This window comes from Olegusella sp. (genome assembly GCF_057238325.1).
Map to the genome: position 1 here is coordinate 1 of NZ_DBHHGF010000003.1, position 15,261 is coordinate 15,261.

A 15,261-nucleotide genomic window follows, 5' to 3' on the forward strand; every position below is an offset into this window, starting at 1 on the left:
CATCTACACAGGTAGATGACCCTATTTGCTAAAATTTGCTTCGGAATTCGGGATAGATGAATTAGCGCAAGTAAAAATTTTTTGCTTTAGCAAACTTTGCCGCCGAGAGGCATGTCTGCAGGCGTGGCTGGTATGCGGGCGCGTGCGCCTTTTATAAGCAGCGTAATAACGAGCAGCGCAACATGCATATTCAAGCTGGCGGTCTTGCTACGAGTAAAGGGCGCTTCTTGAACCCGATGCATGGCATTTATGGCAGGCGGTTCAAAAGCGTACCAAACGGCTCAAGCCCAGGTAAAAATTACCGCAAGGGTGCATATTGAACCCGATGTGGATAAAAGGGTGCTTCTTGAACCCGTTGCGGCCACTTTAACAAGATGGTTCAACTTTCGAACTTGCGAAAAAAATTACCTGCTTTTGCGGTCACTGAATTCGAAGTTTGAACCATCTGTGGATACTGAAAGCTACCACCCAAAAATGAAACGTATTAGCCAATCTCTTCCAAAATGGCTGGCGCTAAGTAAAGTGGTTTTAGCTCGAGCATATCCTTATGTGATGTGTCCTTTTGAGAAAAAAGAATACGCCTAGAGATAACACCCGAGTATTTCTTGGCAAACTCATCAATTGATTTATGGTTGTTTGCGTTGGAAGATTTTACTTCTATAGCGACAATCTTTGCTTTATCTGCAAGCAAAAAATCAACCTCGTATGAATGACTTTTTCCTTTGGGTGTCCAGCTGTGGTAGTACAAATTTTTACCTAAACTTGCAAGCGTTTGTGCAACTGCATTTTCGTATAGATACCCTAAATCAGCAGAAAGTTTGTCACTCAAAAGCTTTACATAAATATTTGCATTAATATGACTCTCGCTGTTGAACATCATAGTTACAAACAAACCAGTATCAGCTAGATATAACTTGTATGATTCAAAATCTTTTGTCTGAGCTAATGCCAAGCTAGGATTTGTAACGTTGTAGCAAGGAAGGACAGTCTTGGAATCCAGTAAATCAAAGAGACGCTCATTATCCTTATTTGTAAGACGCTTACCCGTAGCCGCTGATATACGAAACTGATTCTTTTTTGCCGCAAGCTGTGCGGGAATTGCTTCAAATATTGCTGAAGTACGTCCACTAGAATCAATTTTTTTAAAGTCTGCCTTGTATAGCTCTATAATTTCTCGTTTTATATGATCGATGGTTTCAAAATTCTCACCATGAACAAAGGCATTTACCGCTTGAGGCATACCGCCAACTGCCATATAAATACGGAAATCTCGCATAAGAACTCTATTTGTTGCATCGCCAACAGGCTTTCCCAAAGCCAATATCTGACGGAGAACATCAAAGCTATTCTTTCCCTGTGCCCAAGAGAACTCCTCGTAATCCATGGGATATACGGGAATCCGATGCTCCTCAGAAGGAATCACTATATCTTTTACATTCTTTTTTATAGATATAAGCGAACCGGTCTCGATATATTCGTATCGTCCATCTGCAACGAGATATTTAATAGCTTGGCGAACCTTCGGCGCCAGTTTGATCTCGTCAAAAACGATAACAGACCTCTTTGGTACGAGGGTAACGTTGGTCTGAGCCTGCAAGCGCAAGAAGAACAAATCAAGATTTGCCAAGTCATCAAATACGGCCAACAGTTCTTTGGTGATATTGGCAAAATCTATAATTATGTAAGAGTCATATTCTTCCTCAGCAAAAGCAGCTGCTATGGTGCTTTTGCCCACTCGCCGGGGGCCTTCTAGCAGCGCAGCATATTTATCTGCATAATTCTTCTTCCACTCCAGCAGTTTGCTGTAGGCTTTCCTTTTGAACATTTTTATCACCATAGAATATAATTACGATTTCGCAATATATTGTAATTGGTAAATTGGTAATTTCGCAAGGTAACTTTGCCGAAAAAATACGTTTTCGCAATATATATGGCTATGCAACAGTAGTGCCCCAAACTGCCGCAGACAGATCGAAAACGTTACAGACCTCCGTAAACGGTTTGATGCCGTCGCTTTGCTTCCACAAAAGCACTACTCAATTTTTTACTGAGGGTGCTTCTTGAACCCGTTGTAGCTACTTTCCGCAGGCGGTTCAAAACCGTACCAAACGACTCGAGAAACGGCAGGTAAAAATTAGCGCAAGGGTGCATGTTGAACCCGTTGTCTTCCATTTAATGCAGGCGGTTCAAAAGCGTACCGAGTGCGCGGGAAAAGGCCAGGTAAAAATTGTTGTAAGGGTGCTTTTTGAACCCGATGTGGAAAAAAGGGTGTTTATTGAACCGCCTGTGGGGAAATGCGAGTAAAAGGGAGCATATTGAACCTGATGTGACTACGTTATGGCAAAGGGTTCAAAAGCGTACCAAGCAGGACAAGAAAACCCTGCTGACGCAAGGCCAACAGGGTTGAAGCGTTATTTAAAAGCGCAATTTCGCGCGCGCCGTGCAGCGTAACGTATTTGCAGCGCAACGTACCCACAGCGTAACGTACTCGCAGCGCAATGTACTTGCCAACGTCACACACCTTCGACGCCAACATACCCGCCAGCGCAACGTACTTGCCGGCGTAGTACAGCAGCTATTCGTCGCCGAAAGAAATACCCAGCTCGCGCGCCTCGCGCACAAGGTCGCTCTCGGGGTCAACATACTTGAGCTTGCCAGCAATATCGGCCAATGGCACCTTTTTCATCTTGCCTGCCACCTGTGCAACCAAGAAACCATACTCACCGTTGACCAGCGCATGTCCAGCAACCGCACCACACTGGGAAGCAAAAATACGATCCTGCGCATCAGGTGCACCACCGCGCTGAGTATGGCCCGGAATAGCCACACGCGTCTCGCGACCCGTACGCAACTCAATCTCGCGCGCAAGCGCATATGCAACAGAAGGATCAGTCCTCTGAGCAACTGCTGCCTTGTACTCCTTCTTGTTGAGCATCTTTTCACCCTTGGTGATGGCACCCTCGGCCACCACAACAATGGCAAAACGCCCGCCCATTTTTTCGCGCTTCTCGATGGCCTCAACGACGTTATCGAGATCGTATGGAATCTCAGGAATCAAAATAACGTCAGCACCACCTGCAACGCCTGCATACAGTGGAATCCAGCCCACCTTATGACCCATAATCTCGATAACAAAGACACGACCGTGCGAGCTTGCGGTTGTCTTGATATCGTCAATCGCCTTGGTCGCAATATCGATAGCCGAGGGGAAACCAAAGGTCATATCAGTACCCCAAGTGTCGTTATCAATCGTCTTTGGCAGACCGATAACACGCAGCCCTTCCTCATTCAGCAGATTTGCCGTCTTGAGTGAGCCGTTACCACCCAGTACACACAGGTAATCAAGTTGCAGTTTTTTGTAAGTCTTCTTCATGGCCTCAACCTTGTTAAGACCATTTTCATCGGGTTCATGAATCAGCTTAAACGGCGTACGGCTGGTGCCCAAAATGGTGCCACCCGTAGTCAGCAGACCGCTCACATCCTGCCACTCGAGTTTGCGATACTGACCATACATCAGCCCACGATAGCCATCGAGAAAACCATAAAACTCGACTTGATCTTTGCATTCGTTGGTAACCGTACGTACAATGGCGCGCATGGTTGCGTTCAACGCTTGGCAATCACCACCGCTGGTGAGCATACCGACTCGAAGCATATGGTCCTCTTCCCTCTCACATCGCCGTTACTGTCATTTTTGCTGGTACCGACTCACAAACTCAGTACAGTCGTAGCTCTATTGTACGCCGCAGACAAGCCAGACAAGCAGAACTTAGTGCACAAGCAAGAAGTACGCCACCACGGCCACACCCAGCACGATTCGATACCAACCAAAAGGCTTGAAATTGTGCTTTTTGACAAAACCCATCAAGAAACGAATAGCAAGCAAAGACACCACAAAAGCAACTGCACAGCCAGCGAGCAGCAGCGTTAGTTCATTCGGAGCAAAGCTATTGCCTTTGAGGAAAAACTTCACCAAACGCAGGCCACTGGCACCCACCATTACAGGCACTGCCAAAAAGAAGGTAAACTCCGCCGCAACCGTACGCGAGCAACCCAAAAGCAGGCCACCGATGATGGTTGAGCCCGAGCGTGAGGTACCTGGCACAATCGAAAGTACCTGGAAAATACCAATACCTATTGCCGTCAACCAGGGCATATGACGTACATCCGTTACACGCGCATCAGCATCGGCAAGTTCACTGGGATTGCTTGTCACGGGAGTCGCCATATGACGAGCAGAACTTCCACGAGCAGCCAACTGCTGCGCACGACTATCACGACGAGACTCGATCACAATAAAAAGAACACCATAGACAATAAGCGCAGCGGCAATCACAAAAGGACTGCCTAGGTGAGCTTCCATCCAGTCGTCCAACGGAATGCCAATTGCAGCTGCAGGAATACAAGCAACGATAATCTGTGCCCAAAGCCGCCAAGTATCATGGCGCTCATCGGAGCTTTTCTTGCCTGAAAAGGGATTGAGTGCATGGAAGAAAAGCACGCAAACCGCAAGTATTGCTCCCAGCTGAATGACTACCAAAAACATATCCCAAAAATCTTTGGACACATTGAGCTTAACAAACTGGTCGAGCAACAGCATATGACCCGTCGATGAAATGGGTAGCCACTCGGTAATACCTTCTACTAAACCAAAAAGTACAGCTTTGAGCAGTTCAATCATATCCATGGACACACCCCCGCTAGTTTTTGGCTGCATTGCGTCTTGCTGCTACAGGCGGCCCGCCATAACGAGCACAACCATAGATACCGCGCACGTGCAGACTGCAGATGCCTTGCTTGACTATCTTTGCTTACCAATGTAGGACAAGTCAGCCGCCATCCACCCGCCCCCAGCGAACTGCCACGGAAAAACACCGACCGCCTACCGTCTAGAGCATCCACGGACAAACTTATCATCTGCCAGCTGGGTAAACTCTAGTTAATAGATACTCTACGGAAAGCGGGGGATTACGATGACAAAGACTTACACTGACCTCGGCTATGACAAGATTTTTGTAGCACTGGATGGAACTGACCTGCAATATAAGGTGCTCGATCGTGCAATCACAACAGCGGCAAATGATAACGCAGAGCTCTACATTGGTCATGTCATCGACTCGACTGCGCTAGAAACCACAGGGACCTATCCATCGGGTCTCATTTCCGCCCTTGAAGAGGATTTCCGCAATTCTATCGCCGAGCAAATCGCCAAGGCACAAGCAGAACCCAACATCAAAAAAGTCACGGTTATTGTCAAGGCGGGGCGCATCCGCGAAACGCTCAAGGATGAGATGCTTGACGAAATCAATCCTGATTTAGTGGTGTGCGGCGCGCGCGGATTGTCGCCAATCAAATATGTTCTGCTTGGCTCGATTTCGACCTTCTTGATTAGGACCGCAAAGGTCGACACTCTTGTGGTGAAGTAACGCCTGACTGAAGTAGCGTCTGACATTAAGTTGCCACAAGCCCTGCAAGCTGCGCGACTTTATTATGCGGTTTGTAGGGCTATACGCAGCTGCGGGGCTATATGCAGCTATACAGTCAAAAATACGGTGATGATAATCAAAGCAAAGCCCAACAGCTCTGCTCCAGAAAAAGTAGCACCAAGAAAGACAATCGATGTAATGGTTGCCACCACAGGCTCGGAAGTCGCAAGCAGCGAACCTCGCACCGAGCCGACTTCTTTGACACCTTGCAGGTAGAGACCGTAGGCGCCAAAGGTACCGATAACCACAGAAAACACGACGCCCAGCCAGCCAATCCAGTCAAGTGCGGGCATATTTTCCCAGGGACGCACATAAGCCGAAAGTAGCACTCCTGCCATCAAAAAAGCCAAACCATTGACCACAAAATTGCCCCAGCGGCGCATCATACGCGCTGGCAAAATAGCCAAAATAGCAGCGGAAACAGCACAAATCAAACCCCAAATAAGACCTTGAGGCTGCAGATTCATCTGAGTGGGCACACCCGCGGTTGCCACTAAATACGTACCCACCAGCGCGAGGAATAGACCGAGTGCTTCACGTTTGCGCGGCTTGCGGCGCGTAGTAAGGCACACATACACCAGCACCATGGGCATCTCTAGCGACTGCAACACCGTCGCCGTACCCGAGTCAGTCCAATCAATGGCCTCAAGGTAGGCGACCTGCGAAAATATAATGCCACCCAACGCCACAAGCAAAATTCCCCAAAGGTCACGCGGACTATGCAGGGCATCTATCAGACGACGGCGATTGCGCAACAGCGCCACAGCTAAAAATAACCAGCACGCAGTCAGCTCACGTACACAAGCCAACCACAAAGGGTCAACGTTATAGGCATCCATCAAAAATTTGGACACGGTACCGTTTGCACCCCAAAGTGCGCCTCCAAGCAGCGTAATAAACACGCCGCGCAGCAGTGCGCGTCCCGTGGGATCGGGAGTTGGCGCCTCGATTTTTCCTGAAGGCGTCGATTGAGGCTGAGGTTCAAGCATGGGCATCTCATCTCTGGGTATCATAAATAAGTGCACAAAACCTAAAGCACAATAGCACCAATACACCGCTTGGAGGACCTCATGCAACAGGATAAGAAGGACTTCACTATTCCCAACCCCAAACTTGTGGTTGGCAGCAAGCATTCGGGCTTTAGCGTCACCGCAATTCATCCTATCCCCGAGCTCTCAGCCACTGGCTATGAGCTACGTCATGACGCGAGCGGCGCACGTGCGCTCTGGCTGGCTTGCGACGATGTCAACAAGTCATTTGCCATCAGTTTCAAAACGCCACCTGCTGATGACACGGGTGTTTTCCATATCCTTGAGCATTCAGTGTTGTGTGGTTCGGATCGTTTTCCTGTCAAGGAGCCTTTCGTCAATTTAATTAAGACGAGCATGCAGACCTTCTTGAACGCGATGACTTTTCCCGACAAAACCATGTATCCCGTAGCGTCAACCAACGAGCGCGACCTCGAGAATCTCATGGATGTTTATCTGGATGCCGTGCTGCATCCTGCCATCTACCAGCGCCCGCGCATTTTTGAGCAGGAAGGCTGGCACTACGAACTTGCCGGCGAAGGTGACGACGCCCAACTTATTTACAACGGTGTTGTCTTTAACGAGATGAAAGGCGCCCTATCTGATCCTGATGAAATCGTATTTGAGCAGGTCAGTCGCGCGCTCTTCCCCGATACTCCCTACCGTTTTGTCTCTGGCGGAGATCCGCGATATATCCCTCAGCTCAGCTACGAGCAGTTCATCAACACGCATGCGCGCCACTACAATCTCGCCAACAGCTACACCATTTTGTATGGTGACCTTGATATTGAGCGCGAGCTTGCCTTTATCAACAAACGTTTTGAGCAAGCTGTTGATCGTGGCGTTGGCAAGCCCAACGTACTGCCGATGCAAGCCCCTGTCCAAGCAGGACTTTCTCAAATCAAAATGGCGACAGCCCCCGAGAATGCCTCTGTCTCGCTGGCTTACGTATTTGCAACCGCTGACCAGCGCAAACGTGTGCTAGCAGCAGATGTACTGCTTGACACCTTGGCGGGCTCCAATGAGGCTCCGCTCAAGCGTGCCGTACTCGAAGCGGGTCTTGGCCAAGACTTTAATGCCACGTTGATTGATGCCGAACTACAGCCTCAGGTTATCTTCCAGCTCAAAGGAGCAAAGCCAGGCGTGGCTAAGCAGTTCCGTGAGCTTGTTGAAAATACCTGTGCACGTCTAGTTGCTGAGGGCATCGAGCGCGAACGCCTAGAGGCATCACTTGCTCAGGCAGAATTTAATCTACGCGAAGGCGATTGGGGTGTCTACGCTGATGGTGTTGCCCTGTCGATGCAGGTTATGTCAAGCTGGCTTTACAACGATGATGACCCTGTGGCATATCTCCATTACGAGGACGCGCTCGCACAACTCAAGGATGCAGTCAAAACGGGCGGCTTTGAACAGCTGCTTGATGAGATGGTTGTTCATTCCCAGCATTCCTGTGCTGTAGAGCTAGTACCCACCGACGAAGGTGCTGCAAATGCAGAGGTCGCAGAGCTGGCCGAGTTGCGCGCGCAGATGTCTGCCGATCAACTGGCCGCCATAGCTGACGAGGTTGCAGCCCTTCGTGCCAAGCAGGAAGCCCCTGACGCTCCCGAAGATATTGCGCTTTTGCCTCGCCTGCACGTTTCGGATATCAAAGACGTACCCGAGGAAACGCTGGCTACGCTGGATGAAACAGCGGCTCTGCCCTGCTATGCCTATGATTTAGATACTCACGGCATTGATTACGTCTGGCACTACTTTGATCTGCGTCGCTTTAGCTTTGATGAGCTGCCCTATGTTAGTATGCTCACCGATTTGCTTGGCAAACTCGATACCACAGAGCATGACGCTTCGGCACTAGACATGCTTATCGAGCGCGAGCTGGGCTTCTTGAGCTTTAGCGTCGAAGCCTATGGCCGAGATGAAGACCCCAGCTTTGTGCACCCGCTACTGGTTGTACGCGCTTCTGCTTTGGCAGACAAAACGGCGGCACTGGCCACTCTACCTGCCGAGGTCTGGAGCAAGACCCTCTACACCGACACGGATCGTATCTACAACTTGCTGGTACAGCACCGTATTGCGATGGAGCAAAACTTCATCGGCGCAGGTCACCGTGCCGCAATGGCAGCACTTGCCACGCACTACTCAGCAGCTGCAAAGGCAACTGCACAAATGGGCGGTGTGGAGTACTATCTTTTCCTCAAAGATCTGCTTGCCCACTGGGATGAGCACAAAGACGCCCTGGTAAACACGCTCACCAACATCACACAGCGTATATTTACTGCAGATGAAGTGAGTGTCAGCTTTGCTGGTAGCGCTGATAGTCGCAAACGTTTTTGGGAGTTGGGCGGCACGCTGGGCCTTACCAAAGCAGGCAAGCAAACCGCCGCACATCAGCTAGAAATCGCTCTTCCCGACCCCGACACACCAATGCGCCAAGGCTATATCATTCCTTCCGATGTTTGCTACGTTGGCGAAGCGCAGCCGCGCTCTATGGCAGATAACTGCAGCTTGGGCGCTTGGACAGTGGCTTCGCGTGCGCTTTCTTTTGACTATCTGTGGAACGAAGTCCGTGTCAAGGGAGGTGCCTACGGCACTGGTTTCCAACATGGCAGCACGGGTGTGACCCAGTTCTGGTCTTACCGTGACCCTGGTATTGATGACACAATTGCTCGCTACGAGGGCGCGAGTGCATGGCTTGCCCAATGGAGCGGTGGTGAAGACGAACTTGAAGGTTACATCGTCTCTAGTGTCGCTAGTCATGACACGCCACTCAAGCCTCGCCAGATTGCACGTCGTCAAGATTCGCAGAGGTTTGCTGGCAAGCCGCAAGGTTGGCGCCATGATGTGCGCAATCAGATGCTAGCCACCACCGCCGAAGATTTGCGTGCGATGGCAGTACCCTTAAGTGAGCTGCACGATCACCGCAGCGTTGTAGTCTTTGGCGGCAAAGACAAGCTCAAGGAGTCACAGCTGAACCTAACGCTCACGCAACTGATGGATGAAGCAAACTAGCTGCCGCACTGCGTTATACGTTTTGCTTCGCCATATGAGTGCGGTTTGGCATCATTTTTTGCACCTTTATCGAGCCTCTGTGGGTATTTCAGCGAATGCTGCACCCACGGAGGCTCTCTCTGTCATAAAATTAACTTGTATGAGCCGCCTGTAAGGGGGCATTTGGCTCAGGTCTCGGCGGTTTTCCTGACGAGACACAGACGGGATGTCGGGTTTTGCTCGGCATCGTCGACGTTGGAGAGGAGTGCTATATGCAGTATTCAGCGGAAGTGGAGAGGATGTGCCCGGTTGCCAAGGGTGCATACCATGGTCCTGCCCCGATTCCCGAGGAGGGAAAGTGGGTTCAGGCCAAGAAAATTGAGGATATCTCTGGCTATACGCACGGCATTGGTTGGTGCGCCCCCCAGCAGGGTGCTTGCAAGCTTTCGCTTAACGTCAAGGCTGGCGTTATCGAAGAATGCCTAGTCGAGACCATCGGCTGCTCGGGCATGACTCATTCCGCTGCTATGGCTGCCGAGATTCTTCCCAAGAAGACCATTCTTGAGGCTCTCAACACCGACCTTGTCTGCGACGCTATCAACGTTGCTATGCGCGAGCTTTTCTTGCAGATTGTCTATGGTCGTACCCAGACTGCTTTCTCCGAGGATGGCCTGCCTATCGGCGCTGGTATCGACGACCTCGGCAAAGGTCTGCGCTCCATGGTGGGCACCACCTATGGCACCGCGGCCAAGGGTCCCCGTTATCTTGAGCTGACCCAGGGCTATATCACCCACATCGCCCTCAACGAGAAGGACGAGATTATCGGCTTTGAGTTCGTCAACCTCGGCAAATTCATGGATGACGTCAAGGCTGGTACCGATGCAAACGAGGCGCTCGAAAAGGCAAAGGGCCGCTACGGTCAGTGGGACGCGCCCGCCAAGGTCATCGACCCCCGTGCCGAGTAACTTGGGGAAAGAAAAGGAGGCACGTCTTATGGCAGTCACATTTGAAGGTTACGAGCGCCGTATCGCAAAGATTACCAAGGTGCTCGATAGTTATGGCATTTCCAGTCTCGAAGAGGCTGAGCAGATTTGTCTGGACAAGGGCATCGATGCTCGCAAAATTGTCTTTGATGTTCAGTCCATCGCATTTGAAAACGCCGCATGGGCATACACTGCAGGCTGCGCAATTGCAATCAAAAAGGGTTGCAAGACCGCATCTGATGCAGCTGCTGCTATCGGCGAAGGTCTGCAGGCGTTCTGCGTTCCTGGCTCTGTAGCTGAGGATCGTAAGGTTGGTTTGGGCCACGGTAACCTAGGCGCAATGCTTTTGGGCGAGGATACCGAGTGCTTTGCATTCCTCGCAGGTCACGAGTCTTTTGCTGCTGCTGAGGGCGCCATTGGTATTGCTAACAACGCCAACAAGGCCCGCAAGAAGCCGCTGCGTGTTATCCTGAACGGCCTTGGCAAGGATGCTGCACAGATTATTGCTCGCATCAACGGCTTTACCTATGTTCAGACCCAGTTTGATTACTTCACTGGTGAGCTGACCGTTGTCGAGACCACCAAGTACTCCGATGGTCCTCGCGCTGCCGTTAATTGCTACGGTGCTGACGACGTCCGTGAAGGTGTCGCTATCATGTGGCATGAAAACGTTGACATCTCGATTACCGGTAACTCCACCAACCCCACTCGCTTCCAGCATCCTGTCGCAGGCACCTACTTCAAGGAGCGCGTCCTCGCTGGCAAGAAGTACTTCTCTGTTGCATCTGGTGGCGGCACGGGCCGTACCCTGCACCCCGACAACATGGCCGCTGGTCCTGCTTCCTACGGCATGACCGACACCATGGGTCGTATGCACTCTTCGGCACAGTTTGCTGGCTCGAGCTCCGTACCCGCACACGTTGACATGATGGGTCTTATCGGCATGGGCAACAACCCCATGGTCGGTGCTACCGTCGCATGCGCTGTCGCTGTCGAGCAGGCCATGGCATAAGCGAGCTGCTCTGCGCTTAGGCGCATTAGTGGACGATTACGCCCACACCCCATACCCCCACAGGCATCCGCCCGTGGGGGTATTTTGTGCCCACATCATCTTGCATTTGCTTGCTTTGCCGGTCATCTATCTGGTTATAGATTAGGTTTACAATTCCAAAAGCCACGTTCTATTTCATGCCAAGTGTCAAACGCCACGTTTCATTTCACGCCAGATGCCAAACGCCACACTCTGTTTCATGCCAATTGTCAAAAGCCACGTTCTACTTCACTTTTTTCGCCAAAAGCCACACATCTCTTCACGCCCAAAAAATCTACCTGCACCGTGAAGGCCATTGAAGAGATCTGTGGCTTTTGACATTTTTTCTGAAACAGAATGTGGCTTTTGGCAAGCGGAGCAGCGATTGCTGAAACGATGTGTGGCTTTTGGCAGGCGAGGCCGTGGTGGCTGAACCAGAACGTGGCTTCTTTAGTCGCGGCTTATCCGTAAATCAATCAATCTCATTTGCGGTTTTCACGCCCAGATAATCGTAGTTTTAACCGTGGGTGTACTTTGTGGCAGCGTGAAGCATATTAACCTCACGTAGCTCAAGCTTACCCTTAATGTAGGGTCTGTACATTGCATCAACCGAAGCAACACCCATCGAGCAACCACCGCAATTTTCGCAGGAGCTATCATCACAAAATGACAAGCCCTGTGCCACAATAGCCATACGCTCCTCGGGAGTCGTATCCTTAATCAGCACACTCTTCATTACAATCCCCCTTAAAAACCGCAGCTACAGACCTCGACGATAGATTGCCCGCGTCGCTTCACTTAGCTGAGGATATGCCCAGCGCACAGGCGCCTTGTCCCCCATTTGCAAAGCAGAACCAATTGCCGTTGTAGCATCCCAATCATCCGCGTTGCGCAAAGCAAGCGCACGGCAAAACTCATCATCAACAGGAAAACGCAGAGAGTTACCCTCTTCATTAAGCAGGTAACTGGCATAGGCCACAGCAAAGTCGCCACCAACCGCGCGCACACCTTCAAGGCGAGCAATCAACTGCGAAAAGAATTCCTTCATGCCTTCTGGCGAGCAATTGCATACAAGTCGCCTCAGCAAATACGACTCCGTAATACGCAAAGACCTCTCAAGCACTGCAGCGTCAATATCCTGCTGATCATAGGCGTCGTAGAAAAACAGTAGCAAAGGATTGACCGCTGTCTGGGGACTAATATCCGCTTGACCAAGTTTGCGCAAATCTGCGAGTGCAGCATCAATTTCAGGTCGCGAATCGCAGCCCTCCATTATCCGTCCCTGGGTGATGTGCACATAAGAACGCACGGTGCGACGCAATTGGTTGATAAGAGTGATAATGGCATTTCCACTGCTATATCCGTTGTCACGTACATAGCGCTTGAACGTCGCATAGATATCAGAGCGCTTAAATGTTTGAGGCGCACAGCTGGCAGTTAGCCAGTCATGCAAGAAGTTCTCAAAAAGTTCCGCGCCATTATCAGTATCTAGCGACTGCTCAATCGGTCGCCAAAAACTGCGATACAGCGACTCTTGGCTCTCAATCGGAGCTGACATCAAAATAAAGTTGCGCACAAGATCAGCCGACGACAAATCCTTGCCCGTGGAATTCATCGACTCAAACACCAGCTGAGGATTGTCCTGACCTTCGGTTAGTGCAATAGATGCCACCTGTAGCTGCTGAATTCCCAGCCAGATAATATTGGCGTCGACGGTTTCTAGCTGACGCTCAAAATAGGCAAGATTTTCCTGCAGGTGACTTGCGCCTTCTGCCTGGACAAGCAGATCTCCTTCGGATGTTGCAGGCGCTATCGGCACAGGTGAGGCAGCTGCAGTCTCTGTTTGCTCACCTGATTCCAGCTCATCAACAAGTACCTGAAACACCGCACGGTCGCCTTTGGAAAGCGTCAGCTTGTAGTGGTCAACGCCATTACGATGTTTGTTGGTTAGATAGCCATCATCAAGTATTTCTTGAGCAGAGAAGCTGAGTTGCGACGCTCGCTCGGGATGGCAACATGCATAGCGCGCTAGAGCCACAAACACCAGCATCAACGTGGTGACTCGCTGCTGACCATCAATGAGCAGCCGCGACTCAACGCCCGAGGAGGAAACTGCCCCATCCTGCACCCACACAATTGAACCAGTAAAGTGACTTGGTGGCATCAGCGTGCGTCCACCATATTCACTACGAAGCCGTGCATCTTTTGCTGCACGCCCTACTGTCATCATATCGTCCCAAAGCTGTGCACACTCGCGCTGGCCCCAGGTATAGGGTCGTTGATATACCGGCACAACAAAACGCAGGTTAACAGGGGTAATGAGCCCGACAATAGTCGCGGTATCTGCATGCATGATTTGCTTCCTTAGCTAAAAAAGACATGCCGCCAAACCATCTTGGCAGCATGTCCAGTCTAGCAGTCAGCAGTTAATGCAGCGTATCTATTTTTGGGGCGCCTTCTCCGGAAGCGACTTGCAAAAATAATGCACCAGCACTTGTGTCGTAATTATCGCTAGGATGCTAAATACTAATAACACTGCCGGAGAAAAAAAGATATCTAAAGGCTGTATCTCGAATAAGCGAGAAAACAGGTAATTTGTAGTGTCAATAAGGAAAAAAATCCCAAATTCAAAAAAAGGAAATAGCAAACAAACTGCAGGTATAAGCCATCTACCCTTCCCCTTTCCGAACACTAGTGAAGATATCAAGAGTAATCCTGGGATTATCACTACACACCATAACCAAGTGCCAGACATAGCCGCAATTTCGTCAGCATGAGTTGTGTAGGTATCGATTGCCATCACAATGCCCGGAATCTCAGCCAAGGCAAAAACAATATGTAGGATTGTCGGCTTATTTACAAACATGGCTTTTTCCTCTTTACCGTCCCAGAAAACCAAGGAATTTCGTCAACATTTCAACGCGCAGCCCAAGCATTTCAGTATGGAAAAGAAAACTAGGTCATCTTTCAATTGTCGAGTGATCATTGGGCAATTTCAAAAAAGATTGGCAAAAATAATGTACAAGCACTTGTGTGGCAATAATTGCAAGAACGCAGAGAATTGTGCTTGCCTCCCTGCCAGGAAAGTAGGAGTTACTAACAGTCAATATCAATTCAGGGAACATATAACACGAATTAAGCGCGAAACAACAGGCGCCAAAAGTCTCGATAAACAACAGCAAACAGAGCGCAGGAATGAGGCGCCTACTTGTGCCTCTACAAAAAATAAGTGAAACCAGAAGCAGAACCCCCGGAACAACACCTGCGCACCAGAACAGCGCATCGGCAGACATGTCATATGCACTTAAATTGATAAACCAAAAATAAATTAGGACAGCTATGCCCGGAAGTTCAAGCAGGGCAAAGGCAAGATGTACGATTTTCGACTTATCTGCAAACACAGCGATAGGCTCACTTTCTCCTCCCCTTTGGGAAGTTGCTTCTGACCTACGTATACACTATTTGTTGTGGTACACCTGCACACGGTCACAATATATCGGTGAGCGGGCAAGCAGAAAGATTTTTTCTTGCAACGCTGATGCAATATTTATATGAGCCACAGCGCTAGAAAAGTTTTCGTCACGCGTCTAGCTGGGGTTCTAGAGCTTTTCAACCGCTTTTCTTCAAACTATCAACAATTGATTTCAGTATTTTAGGACTTGTCCACATTATGTGGTATAGATTGTCACCCAGATACCCAATAGATTGTGTATACTAGAATCTCAGATCATTTACTTAGACAAAAA

General features: G+C 49.9%; 12 protein-coding genes. 4 read left to right on the forward strand and 8 right to left on the reverse strand.

Annotated features, from left to right (window positions below; translation table 11 throughout):
• Positions 1-484: 484 nt before the first annotated feature.
• The 3 genes from ACO5JD_RS03510 to ACO5JD_RS03520 form a co-directional block, all read right to left on the reverse strand.
• Positions 485-1,825, reverse strand: a complete 1,341-nt coding sequence (locus tag ACO5JD_RS03510) for an ATP-binding protein (RefSeq protein ID WP_484987634.1) — start codon at positions 1,823-1,825, stop codon at positions 485-487.
• 750 nt (positions 1,826-2,575) lie between these two features.
• Positions 2,576-3,655, reverse strand: coding sequence for a 6-phosphofructokinase (locus ACO5JD_RS03515; protein WP_021625554.1), 1,080 nt, complete (start codon positions 3,653-3,655; stop codon positions 2,576-2,578).
• Between the two features lie 114 nt (positions 3,656-3,769).
• A complete protein-coding gene (locus tag ACO5JD_RS03520) occupies positions 3,770-4,687 on the reverse strand; it encodes an undecaprenyl-diphosphate phosphatase (protein ID WP_035438208.1) in 918 nt (305 codons plus the stop codon).
• 286 nt (positions 4,688-4,973) lie between these two features.
• Between ACO5JD_RS03520 and ACO5JD_RS03525 the strand changes: the two genes are divergently transcribed.
• Complete coding sequence (locus tag ACO5JD_RS03525) at positions 4,974-5,426, forward strand: universal stress protein (protein ID WP_021625556.1); 453 nt, start codon at positions 4,974-4,976, stop codon at positions 5,424-5,426.
• Positions 5,427-5,533: 107 nt separating this feature from the next.
• Here the strand turns inward: ACO5JD_RS03525 and ACO5JD_RS03530 are convergent, their stop codons facing one another.
• Positions 5,534-6,475 carry a DMT family transporter gene (locus ACO5JD_RS03530; RefSeq protein WP_232204024.1) on the reverse strand — a complete coding sequence of 314 codons (942 nt, stop codon included), beginning with the start codon at positions 6,473-6,475 and terminating at the stop codon, positions 5,534-5,536.
• 81 nt (positions 6,476-6,556) lie between these two features.
• On the opposite strand from ACO5JD_RS03530, the gene ACO5JD_RS03535 reads away from it, so the two are divergent.
• From ACO5JD_RS03535 to ACO5JD_RS03545, 3 genes are all read left to right on the forward strand, one after another.
• Positions 6,557-9,523, forward strand: a complete 2,967-nt coding sequence (locus ACO5JD_RS03535) for an insulinase family protein (protein WP_484987636.1) — start codon at positions 6,557-6,559, stop codon at positions 9,521-9,523.
• Between the two features lie 251 nt (positions 9,524-9,774).
• Positions 9,775-10,467 (forward strand): iron-sulfur cluster assembly scaffold protein, encoded by a 693-nt coding sequence (locus tag ACO5JD_RS03540; protein ID WP_021625559.1) that lies wholly within the window; start codon positions 9,775-9,777, stop codon positions 10,465-10,467.
• 28 nt (positions 10,468-10,495) lie between these two features.
• Complete coding sequence (locus tag ACO5JD_RS03545; protein ID WP_035438214.1) at positions 10,496-11,497, forward strand: GGGtGRT protein; 1,002 nt, start codon at positions 10,496-10,498, stop codon at positions 11,495-11,497.
• 535 nt (positions 11,498-12,032) lie between these two features.
• Here ACO5JD_RS03545 and ACO5JD_RS03550 read toward each other — a convergent pair.
• The 4 genes from ACO5JD_RS03550 to ACO5JD_RS03565 all read right to left on the reverse strand — a co-directional run bounded on the left by ACO5JD_RS03550 (position 12,033) and on the right by ACO5JD_RS03565 (position 14,916).
• Positions 12,033-12,251: a hypothetical protein gene (locus tag ACO5JD_RS03550; RefSeq protein WP_484987638.1), complete on the reverse strand. Its 219-nt coding sequence runs from the start codon at positions 12,249-12,251 to the stop codon at positions 12,033-12,035.
• Positions 12,252-12,275: 24 nt separating this feature from the next.
• Positions 12,276-13,868: a DUF262 domain-containing protein gene (locus ACO5JD_RS03555; protein WP_484987640.1), complete on the reverse strand. Its 1,593-nt coding sequence runs from the start codon at positions 13,866-13,868 to the stop codon at positions 12,276-12,278.
• Between the two features lie 87 nt (positions 13,869-13,955).
• Positions 13,956-14,381, reverse strand: a complete 426-nt coding sequence (locus tag ACO5JD_RS03560) for a hypothetical protein (RefSeq protein ID WP_021625564.1) — start codon at positions 14,379-14,381, stop codon at positions 13,956-13,958.
• Between the two features lie 94 nt (positions 14,382-14,475).
• A complete protein-coding gene (locus tag ACO5JD_RS03565; protein ID WP_484987642.1) occupies positions 14,476-14,916 on the reverse strand; it encodes a hypothetical protein in 441 nt (146 codons plus the stop codon).
• Positions 14,917-15,261: the final 345 nt, after the last annotated feature.

Excerpts from the sequence above, each read along its gene's own strand:
- ACO5JD_RS03510 (WP_484987634.1), bottom strand. The coding sequence starts at position 1,825 with ATGTTCAAAAGGAAAGCCTACAGCAAACTGCTGGAGTGGAAGAAGAAT.
- ACO5JD_RS03515 (WP_021625554.1), bottom strand. The coding sequence starts at position 3,655 with ATGCTTCGAGTCGGTATGCTCACCAGCGGTGGTGATTGCCAAGCGTTG.
- ACO5JD_RS03520 (WP_035438208.1), bottom strand. The coding sequence starts at position 4,687 with ATGGATATGATTGAACTGCTCAAAGCTGTACTTTTTGGTTTAGTAGAA.
- ACO5JD_RS03525 (WP_021625556.1), top strand. The coding sequence starts at position 4,974 with ATGACAAAGACTTACACTGACCTCGGCTATGACAAGATTTTTGTAGCA.
- ACO5JD_RS03530 (WP_232204024.1), bottom strand. The coding sequence starts at position 6,475 with ATGCTTGAACCTCAGCCTCAATCGACGCCTTCAGGAAAAATCGAGGCG.
- ACO5JD_RS03535 (WP_484987636.1), top strand. The coding sequence starts at position 6,557 with ATGCAACAGGATAAGAAGGACTTCACTATTCCCAACCCCAAACTTGTG.
- ACO5JD_RS03540 (WP_021625559.1), top strand. The coding sequence starts at position 9,775 with ATGCAGTATTCAGCGGAAGTGGAGAGGATGTGCCCGGTTGCCAAGGGT.
- ACO5JD_RS03545 (WP_035438214.1), top strand. The coding sequence starts at position 10,496 with ATGGCAGTCACATTTGAAGGTTACGAGCGCCGTATCGCAAAGATTACC.
- ACO5JD_RS03550 (WP_484987638.1), bottom strand. The coding sequence starts at position 12,251 with ATGAAGAGTGTGCTGATTAAGGATACGACTCCCGAGGAGCGTATGGCT.
- ACO5JD_RS03555 (WP_484987640.1), bottom strand. The coding sequence starts at position 13,868 with ATGCATGCAGATACCGCGACTATTGTCGGGCTCATTACCCCTGTTAAC.
- ACO5JD_RS03560 (WP_021625564.1), bottom strand. The coding sequence starts at position 14,381 with ATGTTTGTAAATAAGCCGACAATCCTACATATTGTTTTTGCCTTGGCT.